The sequence below is a fragment of the Bradyrhizobium sp. CCGB12 genome (genome assembly GCF_024199845.1).
Classification (GTDB): Bacteria; Pseudomonadota; Alphaproteobacteria; order Rhizobiales; family Xanthobacteraceae; genus Bradyrhizobium.
In genome coordinates this window covers 4,712,902-4,730,158 of record NZ_JANADO010000001.1, presented here as the reverse complement: position 1 = coordinate 4,730,158, position 17,257 = coordinate 4,712,902, and the positions used below count along the sequence as shown (strand labels likewise).

At 63.6% G+C, this 17,257-nt stretch carries 25 protein-coding genes; 14 read left to right on the top strand and 11 right to left on the bottom strand.

All coding sequences use genetic code 11. The annotated features are described in order from the left end of the window. The first annotated feature begins 234 nt into the window (after positions 1-234). A complete protein-coding gene (locus tag NLM27_RS22110; protein WP_254145328.1) occupies positions 235-519 on the top strand; it encodes a hypothetical protein in 285 nt (94 codons plus the stop codon). Between the two features lie 6 nt (positions 520-525). Here the strand turns inward: NLM27_RS22110 and NLM27_RS22105 are convergent, their stop codons facing one another. Further along, positions 526-1,038 (bottom strand): DUF4142 domain-containing protein, encoded by a 513-nt coding sequence (locus tag NLM27_RS22105; protein ID WP_254145327.1) that lies wholly within the window; start codon positions 1,036-1,038, stop codon positions 526-528. 95 nt (positions 1,039-1,133) lie between these two features. Here NLM27_RS22105 and NLM27_RS22100 point away from each other — a divergent pair, with 95 nt between their 5' ends. The 3 genes from NLM27_RS22100 (at position 1,134) to NLM27_RS22095 (ending at position 1,857) form a co-directional block, all read left to right on the top strand. Next, positions 1,134-1,328: a hypothetical protein gene (locus NLM27_RS22100; RefSeq protein WP_254145326.1), complete on the top strand. Its 195-nt coding sequence runs from the start codon at positions 1,134-1,136 to the stop codon at positions 1,326-1,328. A gap of 116 nt (positions 1,329-1,444) precedes the next feature. After that, positions 1,445-1,576, top strand: a complete 132-nt coding sequence (locus NLM27_RS43605) for a hypothetical protein (RefSeq protein WP_256570003.1) — start codon at positions 1,445-1,447, stop codon at positions 1,574-1,576. A 77-nt stretch (positions 1,577-1,653) separates the two neighbouring features. Continuing rightward, on the top strand, positions 1,654-1,857 hold the full coding sequence (locus NLM27_RS22095) for a hypothetical protein (protein WP_254145325.1): 204 nt from the start codon (positions 1,654-1,656) through the stop codon (positions 1,855-1,857). A 143-nt stretch (positions 1,858-2,000) separates the two neighbouring features. Here NLM27_RS22095 and NLM27_RS22090 read toward each other — a convergent pair whose 3' ends face one another. The 7 genes from NLM27_RS22090 to NLM27_RS22060 all read right to left on the bottom strand — a co-directional run bounded on the left by NLM27_RS22090 (position 2,001) and on the right by NLM27_RS22060 (position 6,200). Continuing rightward, a complete protein-coding gene (locus NLM27_RS22090; RefSeq protein WP_254145324.1) occupies positions 2,001-2,249 on the bottom strand; it encodes a hypothetical protein in 249 nt (82 codons plus the stop codon). A gap of 479 nt (positions 2,250-2,728) precedes the next feature. Further along, positions 2,729-3,214, bottom strand: coding sequence for a DUF3147 family protein (locus tag NLM27_RS22085; RefSeq protein WP_254145323.1), 486 nt, complete (start codon positions 3,212-3,214; stop codon positions 2,729-2,731). Beyond that, on the bottom strand, positions 3,214-3,561 hold the full coding sequence (locus NLM27_RS22080) for a DUF3147 family protein (protein ID WP_254145322.1): 348 nt from the start codon (positions 3,559-3,561) through the stop codon (positions 3,214-3,216). The genes NLM27_RS22085 and NLM27_RS22080 overlap by 1 nt, the downstream gene beginning before the upstream one ends. Beyond that, on the bottom strand, positions 3,558-4,133 hold the full coding sequence (locus tag NLM27_RS22075) for a phosphatase PAP2 family protein (RefSeq protein WP_254145321.1): 576 nt from the start codon (positions 4,131-4,133) through the stop codon (positions 3,558-3,560). Before NLM27_RS22075 ends, NLM27_RS22080 begins: the two co-directional genes overlap by 4 nt. 102 nt (positions 4,134-4,235) lie before the next feature. Further along, on the bottom strand, positions 4,236-5,126 hold the full coding sequence (locus tag NLM27_RS22070) for an SDR family oxidoreductase (protein ID WP_254145320.1): 891 nt from the start codon (positions 5,124-5,126) through the stop codon (positions 4,236-4,238). Positions 5,127-5,335: 209 nt separating this feature from the next. After that, positions 5,336-5,887 carry a DUF4142 domain-containing protein gene (locus NLM27_RS22065; RefSeq protein WP_254145319.1) on the bottom strand — a complete coding sequence of 184 codons (552 nt, stop codon included), beginning with the start codon at positions 5,885-5,887 and terminating at the stop codon, positions 5,336-5,338. An 85-nt stretch (positions 5,888-5,972) separates the two neighbouring features. Beyond that, positions 5,973-6,200, bottom strand: a complete 228-nt coding sequence (locus tag NLM27_RS22060) for a hypothetical protein (RefSeq protein WP_254145318.1) — start codon at positions 6,198-6,200, stop codon at positions 5,973-5,975. 239 nt (positions 6,201-6,439) lie between these two features. On the opposite strand from NLM27_RS22060, the gene NLM27_RS22055 reads away from it, so the two are divergent. From NLM27_RS22055 to NLM27_RS22040, 4 genes are all read left to right on the top strand, one after another. Then, entirely contained in the window at positions 6,440-6,814 is a 375-nt protein-coding gene (locus NLM27_RS22055; protein WP_235539791.1) for a PRC-barrel domain-containing protein, read from the top strand. A gap of 22 nt (positions 6,815-6,836) precedes the next feature. Continuing rightward, entirely contained in the window at positions 6,837-6,995 is a 159-nt protein-coding gene (locus NLM27_RS22050) for a hypothetical protein (RefSeq protein ID WP_254145317.1), read from the top strand. A gap of 190 nt (positions 6,996-7,185) precedes the next feature. Further along, the gene (locus tag NLM27_RS22045) at positions 7,186-8,340 is read left to right on the top strand and encodes a biotin/lipoyl-binding protein (RefSeq protein ID WP_254145316.1); all 1,155 of its coding nucleotides are present in this window, start codon (positions 7,186-7,188) and stop codon (positions 8,338-8,340) included. Continuing rightward, positions 8,337-9,956: a DHA2 family efflux MFS transporter permease subunit gene (locus NLM27_RS22040; protein WP_254145315.1), complete on the top strand. Its 1,620-nt coding sequence runs from the start codon at positions 8,337-8,339 to the stop codon at positions 9,954-9,956. The genes NLM27_RS22045 and NLM27_RS22040 overlap by 4 nt, the downstream gene beginning before the upstream one ends. A 127-nt stretch (positions 9,957-10,083) precedes the next feature. Here the strand turns inward: NLM27_RS22040 and NLM27_RS22035 are convergent, their stop codons facing one another. Continuing rightward, positions 10,084-10,548: a helix-turn-helix domain-containing protein gene (locus tag NLM27_RS22035; RefSeq protein WP_254145314.1), complete on the bottom strand. Its 465-nt coding sequence runs from the start codon at positions 10,546-10,548 to the stop codon at positions 10,084-10,086. 162 nt (positions 10,549-10,710) lie between these two features. On the opposite strand from NLM27_RS22035, the gene NLM27_RS22030 reads away from it, so the two are divergent. The 5 genes from NLM27_RS22030 (at position 10,711) to NLM27_RS22010 (ending at position 15,819) form a co-directional block, all read left to right on the top strand. After that, positions 10,711-11,448, top strand: coding sequence for an SDR family oxidoreductase (locus NLM27_RS22030; protein ID WP_254145313.1), 738 nt, complete (start codon positions 10,711-10,713; stop codon positions 11,446-11,448). Between the two features lie 64 nt (positions 11,449-11,512). After that, positions 11,513-12,514: a nitronate monooxygenase family protein gene (locus NLM27_RS22025; protein ID WP_254145312.1), complete on the top strand. Its 1,002-nt coding sequence runs from the start codon at positions 11,513-11,515 to the stop codon at positions 12,512-12,514. Positions 12,515-12,621: 107 nt separating this feature from the next. Continuing rightward, the gene (locus NLM27_RS22020) at positions 12,622-13,041 is read left to right on the top strand and encodes a hypothetical protein (RefSeq protein WP_254145311.1); all 420 of its coding nucleotides are present in this window, start codon (positions 12,622-12,624) and stop codon (positions 13,039-13,041) included. Positions 13,042-13,154: 113 nt separating this feature from the next. Further along, a complete protein-coding gene (locus NLM27_RS22015; protein ID WP_254145310.1) occupies positions 13,155-14,729 on the top strand; it encodes an alkaline phosphatase in 1,575 nt (524 codons plus the stop codon). Positions 14,730-15,000: 271 nt separating this feature from the next. Further along, a complete protein-coding gene (locus NLM27_RS22010; protein WP_254145309.1) occupies positions 15,001-15,819 on the top strand; it encodes an aldo/keto reductase in 819 nt (272 codons plus the stop codon). Between the two features lie 212 nt (positions 15,820-16,031). Here the strand turns inward: NLM27_RS22010 and NLM27_RS22005 are convergent, their stop codons facing one another. Next, complete coding sequence (locus NLM27_RS22005) at positions 16,032-16,259, bottom strand: hypothetical protein (protein WP_254145308.1); 228 nt, start codon at positions 16,257-16,259, stop codon at positions 16,032-16,034. Positions 16,260-16,355: 96 nt separating this feature from the next. Beyond that, positions 16,356-16,808, bottom strand: a complete 453-nt coding sequence (locus NLM27_RS22000; RefSeq protein ID WP_375142260.1) for a hypothetical protein — start codon at positions 16,806-16,808, stop codon at positions 16,356-16,358. Between the two features lie 158 nt (positions 16,809-16,966). Here NLM27_RS22000 and NLM27_RS21995 point away from each other — a divergent pair, with 158 nt between their 5' ends. After that, positions 16,967-17,239 carry a helix-turn-helix domain-containing protein gene (locus NLM27_RS21995; protein ID WP_254145306.1) on the top strand — a complete coding sequence of 91 codons (273 nt, stop codon included), beginning with the start codon at positions 16,967-16,969 and terminating at the stop codon, positions 17,237-17,239. The last annotated feature ends 18 nt before the right edge of the window (positions 17,240-17,257 follow it).

Below are 17,257 nucleotides of genomic sequence, written 5' to 3'. Positions count from 1 at the left end.
GTATCCTGGCGTGACGCGTTTGGTCAAAATAGAGCGTCAGCCTAATTCGAAATCAAGCGCCAAGGTGCGGCGCGAGAAGTTGGAACCTGCTTTGCTCAGCCCGGTGTCAACAACTTCGATCCCCCGGATTGGTTCCACACCGGTTCAAAAGAGATTCGGAGCTCCCCTCGGGCAGACTCCTTTCGGAACGGAGCAGCAGCCCTGCTGTTAGCCAGCACAGACAGGAGTGCGCAAATGAAAGCTGGATTGGCTGCGATCATCGCCATGTTGTTTGCCGGATCGGCCCTTGCACAGGGCGGCGAGCCCAGCGGCCGCGGGGCCGTGACCGGCGATCCCGCCGCAAGCTCGGCGACGCCCCGTGCGGATACCCCGACCACGGGGACGGCCAACCGATCGAACCCGAGCGGCAGTGGCACCTCGACCTCGGGCGGCAAGGATGACAACGGGGATGGAGGCCGGGACAGGATGCCCGAGAGCAACCGGACGGTGCGGCCGGAGAGCCAGCAACGTCCGAAGTAAAGGCGGCTACTTGTCCGCCATGGTGCGTTCGGCAGCCTTGACCTGCGCACGCAGCATCGGGAGCTGCTCGCGTGCGAACGCCGCAAGCGCAGCATTGTCGGGCGCCTTCAGATAGCGTTCGAGCAGATCGATCGCCGTGTCATATTCGGGAATCTGCGAGGCATAAAAGCTTCTGACGTAAGCCGGTCCATCCGAAGTGTCGGGTTCGACGAGGCCCGCGCTTACCGAATTCGTCTTGCTGGCGCGCGGCTCCGCACCGATCCTCTCTTGAATCTGTTTCAACGTCTTGTCGCGCTTGGCCGCTTCTTCGGCGCGCAGGGCGGCAAGGTTCTTGACCTCCGCGTTGCCCTTCAGGTCGGTACTCTCCAGCAGACCCTGCTGGAATCGACTGAAGGTATAGAGGCCGCTGATGACGTCGGTTGCGCTCGGCGCGCCGTGGCCAAGCTGTCGCTCGCCGGTGCTGTCGGCAAGCGCGGCGGTGCTGATGAATGCCAGGACTATGGCGACGAGAACTCGCATCGTTACCTAATGACGGATGACCTGCGAAGTTCCCCGAACGTTACGATCCGGTAAGGGGCATTGCGACCCGGGAGTTCCGCCCCCACGTCTTCCGCATGAAACAGTCTGACATCTTCAGAGATAACGCCGATAATTGTCTTCAGCTCGCCGAGCGGGCCGAAGGGAAACCCGCCTATAGGCGCTATTCGCGCATGGCGGACGCCTGGACGGCGCTTGCGACCGAACAGGATTGGCTCGACGGAGAGATCCCGCCGGTGAGGGTCCATATCTCCTTAAAGCAGGACAGCTAGACGCTCTCGCCGTCGTGACGCCGTGTGTGAGACCGCGCACGGAATGCAAGAGACAAATCCAGGATAATCCGTGAACAGTCGATCGCGTTGATTTTCGATTCCAGAAGGAGGTTGCAATGGCTCCACGTCTGGCTCTTCTTTCACTGATTCTCGCTTTTGGCGTCTCGGTCGCGTTCGCGACGGTGACGACGGTGCGGCAGGTGCATCTGGAAAATGCATCGGCTGCGATCCATGCGGCACATAGTTAGTGCCAGGCCCTCTCGCCCGGAACAATCGACGCGCCAGCGCGTAACCGCTTCGAACATCAAAGAGGCGGGAGCAGATCATGGCCCATTCCGACCACGGCATCGTCAAGGACAAGCGGGCAGAGGAGCAGCCGCGGGACAAAGAGCGTGCGCAGTCCGTTCACAAGACGGATCCCAAAGGCTCGCCCTCGCGCGAGGCGACACGCGATCCCAAGCTGAACGACGACAGTAAGACGCCAGGCTCCGGCGCGATGCCGGACGGTTCAAACGACGCGACGGGCTAGCGCGCCTACGAGGAACGAATCTCGGCGCGAAGAGTCGATGGGATGCTTCCGGCTGTCATGCCCCCGGTGCGCCGGAAGCAATCTCCAAGGACGGCCCCGGCACCCCCGTGCCGGGGCCGTTTGTTTGTGAGCCGCTCTATCGGTTACTTCTCGGCCTCGCCGTCGGGATCGCCCTGAGTATGTCCGTCTGGTCCGCGGCCGAATACGCCAAAACTGCTCGACTTCACGCCGGCTGCCGCATCGACGCCTGCTGCGGCTAGCCCGAATTTGAGGAGTTCGCGGACAGCTGCCGCGCGCGTCGGCATGCGGTGTCTAAACCGGAAATCATCAACGGCGGCCAACTCTTCCGGCGAAAGCATGACCTGGAGGCGCTCGGCGCGAAGGTCGTTCATGGTCAATCACGCAAATTGAGCAAGTTGAGTAGTTTACTCAATGTACGACATTGACCGGAGTTCCACAAGAGTCGGAAAAATCCCCAAGTGAGTAAAAATACCAAGCAAAATCAACAAGTTATTATTGAACTAGTCGCACGCTCCCGCATTTCCCTGTAAAGGGAGAGAGGCCGTGACGGATGAAGTCAGGTTACCCCGCAAGCTTTCCGAGGAGGCAGGTGCACCGAGGCCTGTGCGTCCGAGCCATCAGAAGGTCATCGAGGAAGTCGAGCGCTGGGTGAACAGCCCGGGCCTGCAACCACCGAGGACGGACGATGCGAAGACGCTCTGAGCCACACACATTTGAGCAACGCCTCGACGCCCAGAGGCAGCGGCTCGAGCACGAGATCGCGGGGCTTCCAGACGGGCAGCAACGCGATTCCGTTGTTGCGCGCCTCGACCAGCTTCAGACTGCCGCCGAGATGTACGATTTCCTGATGCTACGGCAAGAAGCTCCAGCCCCTCGCTGATCGCGCCCCGCGTTCGGCCTGCGCGCGGCCCGAGGTGATGCGAAGCTTCCGCCTCACCCACCATGCGGACACGGACACCAGGGCCCAGGCCAGGATGGCGGCGCCGAATGCCCCGATGATGCTTGCCGATACCACGACGTAGAAGGTCGCCGCGAATGCTGCGAGGCCGATACTTCCGAGACTGGCGCCCGCTGCGTCCAACGCTGCGGCCTGCTGCCCGCGTCTTCGTCCGCTGAGGCCGGCCTTTTCCTTCGTGCGGCGTTCATGGCTTTCGATCAGCGTCGCGCTGGCGCAGAAGATGGCGGGAAGCGCGAGAAAGAGCCCTCCGATCGCGACGCCGAAATGGCTGGCGATGAGGCCTGTCGCGACCGTCGCCAGGCCGCCAAGCACGAAGCGCACGGCGTATTCGTGCCAATGCGTCTGCTGGAGCGCGGATGATGACAGCTTGACTAGCATCAGGCAGCGCCTCCGAAGCCCGCGAGCAGGCCGAAGGCGACCGCAAGCCATACGATAAACGCAAGGATGGTAGCCGGCAGCGCCCCGAGACGAAATCTCATCAGGAGATGGCAGACGGCGACGCTGTAGCACGCGAGGGCGACCGCGCCGTAGATCATGGTCCAGCTCTCGGCCGCGGCATAGTGCGGGCCGTGCTGAGCGACCGCGATGCCAAGCGTAGCGAGAGCGACCGACGGCGCGGCACCGAGGAGCCCGCCAAAGCTCTTGGGCTTCAGCATGTCGCCGACGATCGCGAACAAGGAGACGATCAGGCCGCCAGCGACGAATCGCACGAGATACTCCGTCATCGCCGTACCCGCCGCTGCTGCCGCGACCTTGCCAGTGTGAACGGCCTGAAAAGTCGCTCGACGATGACGCCAAGGGTGAAGCCCGCCACCACGTCGCTGGCCCAATGCGCGAGCAGCGCCACGCGCGTCAACGATAACGTCACGGCAAGCGAGCGCGCCAAACGGCGCGAGGCCGGGGGCAGCAGGTCGGCGGCCGAGGCGAGGGCGCCCATGTGCACGGCGTGGCCTGAGGGAAACGCATCGCGGGGGCGCCCCGAATAGGGAATACCGTGCCGGTGGCCGCTCATCGTCAGCCGGTCCGGCCTCGTCTGATCGAACAGGGATTTCAGAACATGCGGCAGCACGGCCGTCGCCAGCGATACCATCAGGACGTGATCGGCGATGCGACGCCTCTGCGGTCGCCGCATCCGGGTGTAGAGCCATCCCGCCGCGGCGAGTGCGACGAGCACGTGCTCATCGGCACCCCAGGTCAAGGCCTGGGCGGCGTGCTCAAGGCCCGAGTTGGTGTTGTCTGCGATCTCGTTCGCGATCGCCGTATCGATCCGGGTGGGTTTGACGGTTACGAGTGCCATCGGTCTGCCGGCGACATTTCCTCCATGACAGTTTTGTAAAAGCTCGCAGACAGCGAAGGTTCCTGAGTTCTAGCCGCGGGGTATCAGCCCGCGGCGCCGCGACTATGGCTGTCCGGATCCTCCGGCGGAGCCATAAACCTGCCCGGTCGCGTAGCTGGCATCAGCTGCGGCAAGCTGCACGTAGATCGAAGCGAGCTCGACTGGCTGGCCGGGACGCCCGAGCGGCGTCATGCTGCCAAACTTTTCCAGCTTCTCCATCGTGGCGCCGCCGGAGACCTGGAGCGGCGTCCAGATCGGCCCGGGCGCGACTCCATTGACGCGGATGCCTTTGGAGGCGAGCTGCTTCGCCAGCGACTTCACATAGTTCATCGTCGCTGCCTTGGTCTGCGCGTAGTCGTAGAGATCGGGCGAGGGGTCGTAAGCCTGCTCCGAGGTCGTGCCGATGATGCAGGAGCCAGGCTTGAGATGCGGCAGTGCCGCCTTGATGATCCAGAACGGTGCGTAGACGTTCGTCTTCATGGTCGCGTCGAAGTCCTCCGACGAGACCTCGAGGATGGAGGCGCGCGCCTGCTGCCGCGCTGCGTTGTTGACGATGATGTCGAGGCCGCCGAGGCCTTGCGCGGCCCGCTCGACCAGCTGCTTGCAAAAGGCTTCGTCGTTGAGGTCGCCGGGGATCGCAAGTCCGGTGCGTCCTTCCTTTTTAATCAGTGCGATCACCTCCTGCGCATCGGTCTCTTCCGCCGGCAGATAGTTGATGGCGACATCGGCGCCTTCGCGCGCATAGGCGATCGCGGCGGCGCGGCCCATGCCGGAATCGCCCCCGGTGATCAACGCCTTGCGGCCAGCGAGCCGGCCGGAGCCCTTGTAGCTGGTCTCGCCGTGATCCGGCCGCGGCTCCATCTTGCCGGCAAGACCCGGCCATGGCTGCGACTGCTTCTTGAACGGAGGCTTCGGATAGCGGCTGACGGGATTGATCAGGTCGTGCTCGGCCATGGACGTATCTCCTTTCGCGGTTGAGGATGCCAGCGAAGCCGCCGCGCGCGTTGCGCTCGCGGCCCGGACGACGTGCCGGTGGATATCGAGGTCTTGTCTGGCTGTGCCAGTAGGATCTCCGCGAGCCTGCGATCTCAACGTGCGGAGAAAGGCATCGTTGCCAAGGCGAGGAGGACGCCGGCGAGGTCGGCGTCCCCGGTCTAGAAGACCTATTTGGACTGACCGACGCTCGGCGCCTTGCCGAGCTCCTTGGCCATGTCGAGATGGTGCTTCAGCGCCGGCAGCGTCTTGCCGGCCCAATCCTTCAGCGCCGCATTGTCGCCGCCCTTGGCGTAGCGGTCGAACAGGGAGACGGCGTCTTCATGAGCGCTGACCTGGTAGGAATTGTAGTCCGAGCTGAAGTCCTTGCCGGTCGCGCTCTTGAGCTTGTCGAGCTTGCTTTGGTGCGAGCTGTCGAGCGCCGTCGGCAGCGTTGCCTGGACCTTGCCATTGCCGACCAATCCCTTCAGCTCGCTGCTGGTCTTGGTGTGATCGGTGACCATCTGTTGCGCGAAGGATTTCTCCTGCGCGTTGCCCTTCTGCTCAGCGAGCTTGCTCGATTCGATCTCGAACATGTCGCTGATCGCCACCTCCTTGACGAAGTCGGCGGTGGTTGGCGCGACGCCGAGCGCCGAATTGACGCCGGTCTTCTCGCCCAGCGATTGGGCCAATGCGGGGCCTGCGAGAAGCACGCAAGCAATGGCGACGATGGTACGTTTCATGGTCCGGTCCCTCCAACTGGTCGCGCGGCCACTCGCCGCCACGTTGCGCCGATCAACACGTCGCAAAGACCGAGGTTCCTAACTACTAATCCGTGGGATTGCGTCCCGTGCGCGGATTGATGGGATCGGTCGGCTTGCGTCGAAGCCGCTCGGGCAGAAACGGCTCCGCCGATATGGCGGTCGCGTTGGCGCGCACGTCGGCGTGGCGCTGCGCCCGCTCATGCGGCGTTCGGTTGTCGTTGAACTGCCATCTCACGTCGACGCCGTCGACGGGGTCGTTGACGCCGTGCTGGATATCGCGGAAATCGCTCATGGTTCACCTCATTGCTTTCCGGGCAGGATCAATTCGAACACCTGCCGCGCTGCTCCCTTGATCATCCCGCTCTGCTTCGGATCGCCCTTCATCAAGGCGAGTGAAAATGGTGAGACATCAAGAACAGCGCGTTTCCGGCGATGTTCCTTTCGGGGCCGCGAGATGCCGCACCGCGCCATCGGGAACGATCGCCCCCGCGTGCAAGTTGGTCCCACATACTGGCTGAGTGGAGACGCGAGATGTTGAATCAAGGTGAGCTGGATCGCAGCGAGATGGGCCGGTTGATCGGCAGCGACAAGGTCGAGGGAACATCTGTCTACGGTGCCGATCGCAACCGCATAGGTTCGATCGAACGCGTGATGATCGACAAGATCAGCGGCAAGGTGTCGTACGCGGTGCTCGGCTTTGGCGGTTTTCTGGGTCTCGGCAACGACCATTATCCGCTGCCCTGGCAATCGCTGAAATATGACACTGAGCTTGGCGGCTATGTCACGGGCATCACCACCAAGGAGTTGGAAGGCGCGCCGAAATATGGCGATCGGAGCGATTGGAACTGGGGTGATGATGCCACGGTTCGCGGCATCAACTCCTATTATGGTGTTCCCTTCGCATAGGCCTTACGAAAAGGGAGATCCGATGAGCAAGGAACGGCCGACCGACGATCCCCGGGATCAGAACGACTGGGGCTCGCACAGGCAGACGGACAAGCCCTGGAAGGGCAATCCGGAGAAAGAGCAGGGATCGGACCAGGCCAAGCCCGATCTCGAAAATTGGCACGAGACCAAGACGCACTGAAGGTGCGCACTTTCCCGTAGACCATTGAAGCGCGGCGCGCGGTGCCGCGCTTCTTTTTTGAGCGCCGCGTTCACGAATGACCCGGTGCTTCGGCGAGTCGGAACCATGCTTCCACCCCGCGGTTGGCTCCCGGTGCGCGAGTTTCGCTCGAGCCGCTTGCTGTCGGTAGTTCCGAGAAAAGGTTTTCACCGTGGATGCTCAAACCCGGGAGCGTGGGCCGTCCGCGGAGCAGCCGCAGAGGGCGAAGGAAGCTCCGAGAACGAATCCCGATCAGGCCCGCGACGTCAAAGATCAGTCGGACAAGCCGGCGCCGTCGCTGCGCAACCGGCTTCGCGAGCATTGGCTGCTCGCGACCGTCGGCGCCATTGTGCTGATCGCCGCGCTCGTCGGCGGTCTGCTTTATTGGCTCGAGGTGCGTCACTATGAATCGACCGACGATGCGTTCGTCGCGGCGCGCAGCTATTCGGTCGCCTCGAAGGTCGGCGGCTATGTGACCGATATCCCGGTCACGGACAACCAGCACGTCAATGCCGGCGACCTTCTTGCTGAGATCGACGAGCGCGACTACCGGATCGCGGTCGACCAGGCCAACGCGCAGGTCGCGGTCTCCAAGGCGAACATCGACAACGTCGAGGCGCAGATCGTTTCGCAGGAAGAGCAGATCAAGCAGGCCCAGGCCCAGCTCGAGCAGGCGCAAGCGCAGCTTCAGTTCTCACGGGAAGAATTTGCGCGGGCGCAGGATCTGGTCGAGAAGGGCGCCGGCACCGTGCAGCGCCAGCAGCAGACCCGTTCCGATCTTCAGGCGCAGCAGGCCAACACGGAGCGCGCGAGGACCGCGGTCACGGCAGCCCAACTCGGCATCAAATCGCTGCAAGCACAGCTCGAAGGCGCCAAGGCGCAGCTCGAGCAATCGCAGGCGCAACTGGATCAGGCCAAGCTGAACCTGCAATATACCAGCATCGTTGCGGCGCAGTCCGGTCGTGTCGTCAAGCTCTCAGGTGCCAAGGGCACATTCGTCACGGCCGGTCAGAGCCTGATGATGTTCGTGCCCGACGAGGCTTGGATCGTCGCCAACTACAAGGAAACCCAGCTCAACGACATGCGTCCGGGCCAGCCGGTCGAGATCCGCATCGATGCCTATCCCGGCCGCAAGCTGACCGGCCACGTCGATTCCGTTCAGCCGGGCTCGGGCACCGCGTTCAGCCTGCTGCCGGCGGAGAATGCCACCGGCAACTACGTCAAGGTGGTGCAGCGTGTGCCGGTGAAGATCGTGGTCGACAGCTGGCCGCCGGATCTGCCGGTTGGTCCCGGCATGTCGGTCGTGCCCTGGACAAGGGTGCGATGACGGACGTCGCGCAAGGCGGCGCCTCCGCCGGGGGCTGGTCGCCGGAACGGTCAGCGGCGGGCGGGCACAATCCCTATCTGATCGCCTTCGTGGTTTCGATCGCCACCTTCATGGAGGTGCTCGACACCACCATCGCCAACGTCGCATTGCGCCACATCGCCGGCGGGCTCGCGGTCGGCATCGACGAGAGCACCTACGTCATCACCAGCTATCTCGTTGCCAACGCCATCGTGCTGTCGATCTCGGGTTGGTTGTCGACCGTGATCGGCCGCAAGCGCTTCTACATGATGTGCGTCGCGACCTTCACGGTCTCCTCGTTGTTATGCGGGTTCGCCTGGAATCTGGAGTCGCTCGTTCTGTTCCGCATCCTGCAAGGGCTCGGCGGCGGCGGCATGGCCACCAGCGAGCAGGCGATCTTGGCCGACTCCTTTCCGCCGGAGAAGCGCGGTCAGGCCTTTGCCGTCTACGGCGTGGCCGTCGTGGTCGCGCCCGTGATCGGCCCGACGCTTGGCGGCTGGATCACCGACACCTACAGCTGGCATTGGGTGTTTCTGATCAACGTTCCCATGGGATTGCTGTCGTTGGTCCTGGTGGGATCGCTGGTCAAGGAGCCGTCGGGCGCGGAAGAGGAGAGGGAGAAGCTGCTGCGCAAGGGCCTGCGCGTCGACTACATCGGTTTCGCGCTCGTTGCGATCGGGCTCGGCTCGCTAGAATACGTGCTCGACGAAGGCCAGCGCAATGACTGGTTCGGCTCGAACGTGATCGTGTTCTTCGCGGTGCTCGCGGCCGTCTCGCTGCTGGCGCTGATTCCGTGGGAGCTGACGCGGGAGGAGCCCATCGTCGACCTTCGCCTGCTTGGCCGGCGTCAGTTCGCGGCCTGCTTCCTGGTCATGCTCGGCACCGGCGCGGTGCTGATCTCGACGACGCAGATCTTGCCGCAACTGCTCCAGACCGAGCTGAATTACACGGCCACGCTGGCCGGCCTTGCGCTGTCGCCGGGCGGAGTCGCGACGTTGGTGCTGATGCCGGTGGTCGGCCGCCTCGTCAGCACGGTGCAGCCCAAATATCTCATCATGTGTGGGGCCGCCATCGTCGCCTTCTCGATGTGGCATCTCACCGGGCTGACCGGCGACATCACCTACGGCTACGCGGCGCTCTCGCGAATCTTCCTCGCGCTCGGTCTTCCCTTCCTGTTCCTGCCGGTGACGACCGCCTCCTATGACGGCATTCCCCCGGACAAGACCAACCAGGCCTCGGCGCTGATCAACGTCGCCCGCAATATCGGCGGCTCCATGGGCGTCGCGCTGGCGCAGACCATTCTGGCGCAGCGCCAGCAATTCCACCAGAGCCGCCTGGTCGAGCACGCCGCGCCGTCCGATCTCGGCTACCAGCAGACCATCGACGCGATGACGCGCTACTTCCAGGCGCAGGGTTCGAACGCAAGCGATGCCGCCGCGCAGGCGGTTGCCTGGGTCGGCAAAACCTTGCAGCAGCAGGTCGATCTCCTCGCCTATATCGACGTGTTCTGGACCCTCGCGATCGTCGCGGTGCTAATGATCCCCACGGCGGCGGTGCTCCGCCGGATCGACCTGAGCGCGCCGGCGCGGGGGCACTGAGGCATGACCGCCGCCGCTGTCATTGCGAGCGCAGCGAAGCAATCCAGGCTGCCTCTGCGGAAGGACTCTGAATTGCTTCGTCGCAGGGCTCCTCGCAATGACGGTTAGTGAGCTTCGCCTGCCTCTCTCACCCGACCGCCTCCTTCCGCCCCGGCCCCGCATGCACATGGACCTGCTTGGCATGCAGCGGCTCGCCGCATTCCGAGCACACCATCACGGGATCGAACAGCTTGCCGCAAGGCTTGTGCTCGTGCAGCAGGGGACGGCCGCGCTCGTCGCCCATGTGGGCGTCGCCCCAATGCACCATCGCCATGATGATCGGATAGAGGTCGAGGCCTTTCTGAGTGAGGATGTATTCGTAGCGCTTCGGCGCCTCGGAATAGGGGACGCGGCGCAGGATGCCGAAACGGACCAACTTCTTCAGTCGCTCCGACAGCAGGTGCCGCGTGATTTGGAGCGAGGACTGGAACGCCTCGAACCGTCGCACACGCAAGAAGCACTCGCGCAGGATCAGCAGCGTCCAGCGGTCTCCGATGACGGCGATGGTGCGGGAGAGCGAGCAGGGCTCTTCGTCCAGCGTATCCCACTTCATGATGCGGTCTCCGGCCTGAAGTCCAGTCAGTCAGAAAAAGGAACTGACTTGAATGATCAGCGCAATTTCCAGTGTAAGCTAGCATCCAGCCTGGAAGTTTGACAGTTCTATTTTAGAACTATAGCCTTCGTCTCAGCTATACGCTCACCGGAGGAGGCGACCTTGCCCAAGCGAAACGCGACTGCCGCCGTGATCGGGGCCGGCAATTTCATCGGCTCCGAGATCGCCAAGAAATTCGCCGCCGAAGGTTTCACGGTCTTCGCCGGCCGCCGCAACGGCGACAAGCTCGCGCCGCTGGTGAAAGATATCGAGGCTGCCGGCGGGGAAATCCACGCGCGTTCGCTCGATGCGCGAAAGGAAGAAGAGGTCATCGCCTTCTTCGACGATGCCGACAAGCACGCGCCGCTGGACGTCTGCATCTTCAATGTCGGTGCCAACGTCAATTTCCCGATCCTCGACACCACCGAGCGCGTGTTCCGCAAGGTGTGGGAGATGGCCTGCTATTCAGGTTTCCTGGCGGGGCGCGAAGCGGCGCGGCTGATGCTGCCGCGCGGCGGCGGCAACATCTTCTTCACCGGTGCAACTGCGTCCTTGCGCGGCGGCAGCGGCTTTGCGGCCTTTGCCAGCGCCAAGTTCGGCCTGCGCGCGGTGGCGCAAGCGATGGCGCGCGAGCTCGGGCCGAAGAACATCCACGTCGCTCATCTCATCATCGATTCCGGCGTCGACACCGAATGGGTGCGCCAGCGTCGGCTCGAAGCGCTTGGGCCGAATGCGCTCGACAATCCCGATCTCCTGATGCCGCCGTCCTCGGTCGCTGATGCCTATTGGCAGCTCTACCAGCAGCCCAAGAGCGCCTGGACCTTCGAGATGGAGATCCGTCCGTTCGGAGAGAAATGGTGACCGCGGCACGAGACTGCGGCTAGACTGAACCTGACATCAAGCAGAGCTTCGGGAGGAAACTGACGTGAAGACCGCGATCACCGAACTGTTCGGCATCGAGCATCCGATCATCCAGGGCGGAATGCATTTCGTCGGCTTTGCGGAGCTGGCTGCCGCCGTCTCCAATGCCGGTGGGCTCGGCATCATCACCGGTCTCACGCAGAAGACGCCCGAGCTGCTGGCCAAGGAGATCGCGCGCTGCCGCGACATGACCGACAAGCCGTTCGGTGTGAACCTCACCTTCCTGCCGACCTTCTCGGCGCCGCCTTATCCGGAGTACATCGCGGCCATCGTCGAAGGCGGCGTCAAGTCCGTGGAGACCGCGGGCCGCAGTCCCGAACAATACATGCCGGCGCTGAAGGCCGCCGGCATCAAGGTGATCCACAAATGCACCTCGGTCCGCCACTCCCTGAAGGCGGAACGGATCGGCTGCGACGCCGTCAGCGTCGACGGTTTTGAATGTGGCGGTCATCCCGGCGAGGACGACATTCCCAACATGATCCTGCTGCCGCGTGCGGCGGAGGAGTTGAAGATCCCGTTCGTCGCCTCCGGCGGCATGGCCGACGGGCGCAGCCTCGTCGCAGCGTTGTCGCTCGGCGCGGCCGGCATGAACATGGGCACGCGATTCATCGCCACCAAGGAAGCGCCGGTGCATCAGAACGTCAAGAACGCGCTGGTCGCCGCCACCGAGCTCGACACGCGCCTGATCATGCGGGCGCTGCGCAATACCGAGCGCGTCCTGAAGAACGCCAATGTCGACCGTCTGCTCGAGATCGAGCGCGAGAAGGGCGCCAAGCTCACGATCGACGACATTCACGACCAGGTCGCGGGTGTCTATCCCAGGATCATGCTGGACGGGCAGATGGACGCGGGCGCCTGGAGCTGCGGCATGGTCGCAGGCCTCATCCACGACATCCCCACCTGCAAGGAACTCGTCGATCGCATCGTGTCCGAGGCGGAACAAATCATCCGCGGCCGCCTGATGGGATTCCTGGATGGGACGGGGGCGACGCGAAAGGTCGCCTGACCTAGCCAAACTTCTTAACCACGGCGGCAATTGACCGCTGGAATTGCGCGTGACGCCTCCTAAATAGGGGTAAATTACCCTTTCATGATCGATTTCAGGAGGCGCGCGTGGTCCTGAAAAGTGTTCCCTTTGCAATTGCTTTTGCCCTCGTGCTCGCAGGGGCCGGCATCGCGCGCGCTGACGGCTACAAGCCCGACGAATATCTGGGTCTCGATCTCTCCAAGGCGCTGCTGTCGCCGAAGCGGCTCGGTCCGGAGACGCAGTTCGCGCCGGTCGCTCTGGAGGCACGTGGCGGCAACGAAGCGCAGGCGCACGCCAGGCCACTCGACGTGCCGAAGAAAGTTGCCGCTGAACGCGTGCACGTGCCGGAGCCGAAGGTCGCGCATACGAAGAGCAAGCAGCCGCGTGGCGCAGCGCGCACCAGGCTCTCACATCGCCACGGCAATCCGCTCGACGCACAGGCGATGGACACGCGCATTCAGACCTGGCCCTGCCGCTCCGGCGGCATCTGCAACTGGAAGCGCTAGCTCGTAGGCGTCATCCCCGCGTCGCAAAACCGTAGGCGCGGAGTCAAGAAACCGTAAGCTGGAGGTCAAGGAGCGCAGGCACCTTCCGTCACGATTCGACGAAGGTCTCCTGAATGGCAACGCTCGGCGCCGCGCGGGCATCGACCCGGCGGCAATTTCTGGTCCGCTCGACTTCCAGTCTCGTCGTCGCCTCGCTAGGCACGCTTGCAAAGCCCCATCTCAGCCGCGCCGCCGACCGGCCGCAGATCGCAGGCGGCATCCAGTCCGGCGATGTCTCGGGCGGCTCCGCGGTGATCTGGGCGCGCGCCGACCGGCCCGCGCGCATGCAGGTGGATTGCTCGACCGTCGAAAGCTTCAAGACCATTGTCGCATCGGCGTCGCTCGACGCTCTGCCGGATGCCGACTTCACCGCAAAGCTGCTCCTGAACGACCTGCCGCCCGGGCAGGACGTCTTCTACCGCGTGCGCTTCGACGACATTGCGACCGGCATCTCCGGCGAGAGCCGCATCGGTCATTTCCGCACCGCGCCGGCCGCGGGCCGGTCGATCTCGTTCCTGTGGTCCGGTGACGTCGCAGGGCAGGGCTGGGGTATCGACGTCTCGCGCGGCGGCTATCGCAGCTATCGTACCATGCTCGAGAACCGTCCGGATTTCTTCATCCACTCCGGCGACCATATCTACGCCGACTGCACGATTCCCGCCGAACAAAAGCTGCCGAACGGCGAGACATGGCGCAACCTCGTCACCGAGGAGAAATCCGAGGCCGCGCACACCCTGGCGCAGTTCCGCGGTAGCTACAAATACAACCACTTGGACGAACATTTCCGCGCCTTCCATGCCGAGGTGCCGATGTTCGCGCAATGGGACGATCACGAGGTCACCAACGATTGGTCGCCGACCGGGAGCTACGACGCCGCCGGTTACGAGGACGACGGCACACCGCTCCTGGTCGCGCGCGCCCGCCGCGCCTTCTTCGACTTCATGCCGATCCGCGAGATCGGCGCGCGGCGGGGCCGGATCTACCGCAAGATCGCTTACGGCCCGCTGCTGGACGTCTTCATGATCGACATGCGCAGCTATCGCGATGAGACCTGGAACAAGGGAAACGACCGTCGCGGCTGGATTCTCGGCGCGGAGCAACTCGCCTGGCTCAAGCGCGAGCTCGCCGCCTCGCGCGCGACCTGGAAGGTGATCGCGGCCGATTTGCCGATCGGACTGATCAGCTTGGACGCCGTTGCGCTCGGCAACGGTGCGCCCGACCGTCGCGAGCACGAGATCGCTGATCTCCTCGCCTCGATCAAGCGCGCCGGAATCCGCAACATCGTCTGGCTCACCGCCGACATGCACTACACTGCCGCGCACTACTACGATCCGAACAAGGCGCAATTCCAGGAGTTCGAGCCGTTCTGGGAGTTCGTCTCCGGCCCGCTGCATGCCGGCACCTGGAGCCCGGGCGAGCTCGATGACACGTTTGGCCCGGTTGCGATGTATCAGAACGGCTGTAGCGCTGCGCAGGGCGAGAATCTGGCGCCGTGCTTCGGCTTGCAGTTCTTTGGCCGTGTCGACATCGATGGCGCGACCGGCGTGATGAAGGTGACCCTGAAAGACGTCGACAACCGCGACCTCTGGTCGGTCGACATCCAGCCCCAGCAGCAGGCGCGACCGGCCGTGGTGGCGCAGCATTCGTGAAGGACAAGCACTCTTTTCGTCGTCATGGCCGGGCTTGACCCGGCCATCCACGTCTTCGAGGTACGAAGAACGTAGATGCCCGGGACAAGCCCGGGCATGACGGTGGGGAAGCATCCCGTATCTGAGCTCCTAACCCAAATCTTGATTGGCCGCCCCGAGCCTCCCGCGCTATAGTCACAGCTCCCGCCACTTCCTTTCCATCACCGAAGAATCTGTCGTCGCGGCTTCGCCGCGAGACTGGCGGGATGAATCTCGTCAGGAGCCTGTTTCCATGAACCATCTGAAAACACAGGGCATCAGCGTGCCCAAGCTTGGCCTCGGCACCTTCCGCATGCAGGGCGATGCCTGCCGCACCGCGGTCGAGAGCGCGCTCGCGCTCGGCTATCGCCACATCGACACCGCCGAGATGTACGCCAACGAGGAGCCGATCGGCTCGGCCATCGCCACTTCGCGTGTGCCGCGCACTGAGCTGCACGTCACCACAAAGGTCTGGCACGAGAACCTTGCCCCGGATGCGATCCGGCGTGCCTTCGATGTCAGCCTGAAGAAGCTCCGGCTCGACCATGTCGACCTCTATCTCGTGCACTGGCCGTCGACAGCCGCGAACTGGGGCGCGGTGTTCGAGACCCTGATGAAGCTCAAGGAGGAGGGACGCACGCGGGCGATCGGCGTTGCCAACTTCACCACGGCGTTGCTCAAGATCGCGGTCGAGGACATCAAGGCGCCGATCGCCTGCAACCAGGTCGAATATCACGCCATGCTCGATCAATCGAAGGTGCTGGCCTATCTCAAGGCCAAGTCGATCCCGCTCGTTGCCTATTGCCCGCTGGCGCAAGGACGTTTCGCGAGCGATCCGGTGCTGGCTGAAATCGGTGCCAGGCACGGCGCAACAGCAGCGCAGGTCGCGCTGAAATGGCTGCTCGACCAGGACGGCGTCGCTGCGATCCCGAAGGCGTCGCGTCGCGAAAGCCAACAGGCCAATCTCGACGCACTGAAGATCGCGCTGGACGATGCCGACCGCAAGAAGATCGCAGCGCTGGCCAAGGACAAGCGCTGTGTCAATCCGGGCTTTGCGCCGACCTGGGACTAGGTTGCGTTTTCCCTCTCCCCTTGTGGGAGATGGTGGCTCGCCGCATAGCGGCGAGACGGGTGAGGGGTCTTTCTCCGCGAGTCCGCCTCTTCTGAATTCCGGGAGACATACCCCTCATCCGGCGCTTCGCGCCACCTTCTCCCGCAGGGGGAGAAGGAAGAAAGAACAAAGAAATGGCCCCGTGAGGGGCCATTTCCGTATTGCGTCGCGCATTAGTCCCAGTGGTGGTGGCGGTGGCTCCGCTTGATCACGACGACCTTGTTGCCGCGATGATGCCCGCGATGCCAGCCGTGGTCATGATGCATGCGATATTCGGCGCGGGCGCCGTACGGGCCGTGATGATGACCGCGCTTGATCACCACCGTCTCCGCACTTGCCAGCGTCGGCGCCGCGATCACGATCGCACCGAGAGCGGCAACCACATAACCAAGCTTCTTCATGATGTCCTTCCTCCAATCGAATGCCAAACTAAACCGCGCATGCGGGCGAACGTTCCGGAGGAACTGGAAGAGAATTCTGAACAGGCGTTCAGGTGGTTAATCGCAGCGTTGTTGTGCGGGTGTTGGCGCGCCGGTCGCAATGTATTTGCCGTCCCGGATCGTGTATTCGCCGCGCTCACTGCGATTGTAGATCGCGCGGAGGCTGCCGTCCTTCTGCAAGAGGAGTCCGAATTCGCGGGTCTGATGCAGCGAGGGGAAGAACACCATCACATCGAGCAGGCCCTCGTCATTGATCATGGCGGAGACGACCTCGTTCTCGTCCCTAACGTCGCCGAAATTGCGCTGGTACATCACCCGGCCGTCCTTCCTGATCTCGTAAGTCAAGAGCGCGCCCTTGTCGCGGTCGGGCCGAGCCGCGCAGTCGACTGCCCAGGAGCCAAGTAGGCCCCATTGCTCGACCGTCGCAGCAAGCGTTTCGGCACGCGCCGTGGGCGCGAGTGCGACCCACAGCAGCATGGCCGCGTTCCAGCGGCTCAAACAACCCGTCATGTCCTGGCAAGCCCCCGCCTCGAAGATTTCCAAAGTGTAGCATTCCGCGCGCGGCCGTCCACGCCAGCCGCCGATCGCGCGCGAATTTGATCCGCGTCAATGAGGCCGGCCGCATCAGGGGTAGGATGCGCTTCCCGAAGGCGAACGTGGATAGACCGATGCTGAATCAAGTTGTGGATTTTGCGGGCGAAGTGCTCCCGGGGCGCTGCGCCGCGCCGCCTTATTCCGAGATCGCGTTTCTGGCTGAGCTCGGCGAGCGCTTAAGGTCCTCGCGCACGCGCTGCGATCTGTCGCGCCGCGAGCTGGCCCGCCGCTCCGGGATTTCCGAGCGCTACATCGCCCAGATCGAGGCCGGCAAAGGCAACGTCTCGATCGTCCTCCTGCTGCGGCTGGCCTCCGCGATCCACGGCAGCCAGCCCAAGGCGGCTTGAGGAGGCGGCCTCAAGCCA

Bases quoted from the DNA above. Each gene is read 5' to 3' on its own strand.
- NLM27_RS22095 (WP_254145325.1), top strand. From the start codon at position 1,654: ATGGCCCATTCCGACCACGGCATCGTCAAGGACAAGCGGGCAGAGGAG.
- NLM27_RS22090 (WP_254145324.1), bottom strand. From the start codon at position 2,249: ATGAACGACCTTCGCGCCGAGCGCCTCCAGGTCATGCTTTCGCCGGAA.
- NLM27_RS22085 (WP_254145323.1), bottom strand. From the start codon at position 3,214: ATGCTAGTCAAGCTGTCATCATCCGCGCTCCAGCAGACGCATTGGCAC.
- NLM27_RS22050 (WP_254145317.1), top strand. From the start codon at position 6,837: ATGAGCAAGGAACGGCCGACCGACGATCCCCGGGATCAGAACGACTGG.
- NLM27_RS22035 (WP_254145314.1), bottom strand. From the start codon at position 10,548: ATGAAGTGGGATACGCTGGACGAAGAGCCCTGCTCGCTCTCCCGCACC.
- NLM27_RS22005 (WP_254145308.1), bottom strand. From the start codon at position 16,259: ATGAAGAAGCTTGGTTATGTGGTTGCCGCTCTCGGTGCGATCGTGATC.
- NLM27_RS22100 (WP_254145326.1), top strand. From the start codon at position 1,134: ATGAAACAGTCTGACATCTTCAGAGATAACGCCGATAATTGTCTTCAG.
- NLM27_RS22080 (WP_254145322.1), bottom strand. From the start codon at position 3,561: ATGACGGAGTATCTCGTGCGATTCGTCGCTGGCGGCCTGATCGTCTCC.
- NLM27_RS22070 (WP_254145320.1), bottom strand. From the start codon at position 5,126: ATGGCCGAGCACGACCTGATCAATCCCGTCAGCCGCTATCCGAAGCCT.
- NLM27_RS22060 (WP_254145318.1), bottom strand. From the start codon at position 6,200: ATGAGCGATTTCCGCGATATCCAGCACGGCGTCAACGACCCCGTCGAC.
- NLM27_RS22010 (WP_254145309.1), top strand. From the start codon at position 15,001: ATGAACCATCTGAAAACACAGGGCATCAGCGTGCCCAAGCTTGGCCTC.
- NLM27_RS22075 (WP_254145321.1), bottom strand. From the start codon at position 4,133: ATGGCACTCGTAACCGTCAAACCCACCCGGATCGATACGGCGATCGCG.
- NLM27_RS22105 (WP_254145327.1), bottom strand. From the start codon at position 1,038: ATGCGAGTTCTCGTCGCCATAGTCCTGGCATTCATCAGCACCGCCGCG.
- NLM27_RS22040 (WP_254145315.1), top strand. From the start codon at position 8,337: ATGACGGACGTCGCGCAAGGCGGCGCCTCCGCCGGGGGCTGGTCGCCG.
- NLM27_RS22055 (WP_235539791.1), top strand. From the start codon at position 6,440: ATGTTGAATCAAGGTGAGCTGGATCGCAGCGAGATGGGCCGGTTGATC.
- NLM27_RS22110 (WP_254145328.1), top strand. From the start codon at position 235: ATGAAAGCTGGATTGGCTGCGATCATCGCCATGTTGTTTGCCGGATCG.
- NLM27_RS22015 (WP_254145310.1), top strand. From the start codon at position 13,155: ATGGCAACGCTCGGCGCCGCGCGGGCATCGACCCGGCGGCAATTTCTG.
- NLM27_RS22065 (WP_254145319.1), bottom strand. From the start codon at position 5,887: ATGAAACGTACCATCGTCGCCATTGCTTGCGTGCTTCTCGCAGGCCCC.
- NLM27_RS43605 (WP_256570003.1), top strand. From the start codon at position 1,445: ATGGCTCCACGTCTGGCTCTTCTTTCACTGATTCTCGCTTTTGGCGTC.
- NLM27_RS22000 (WP_375142260.1), bottom strand. From the start codon at position 16,808: ATGACGGGTTGTTTGAGCCGCTGGAACGCGGCCATGCTGCTGTGGGTC.
- NLM27_RS21995 (WP_254145306.1), top strand. From the start codon at position 16,967: ATGCTGAATCAAGTTGTGGATTTTGCGGGCGAAGTGCTCCCGGGGCGC.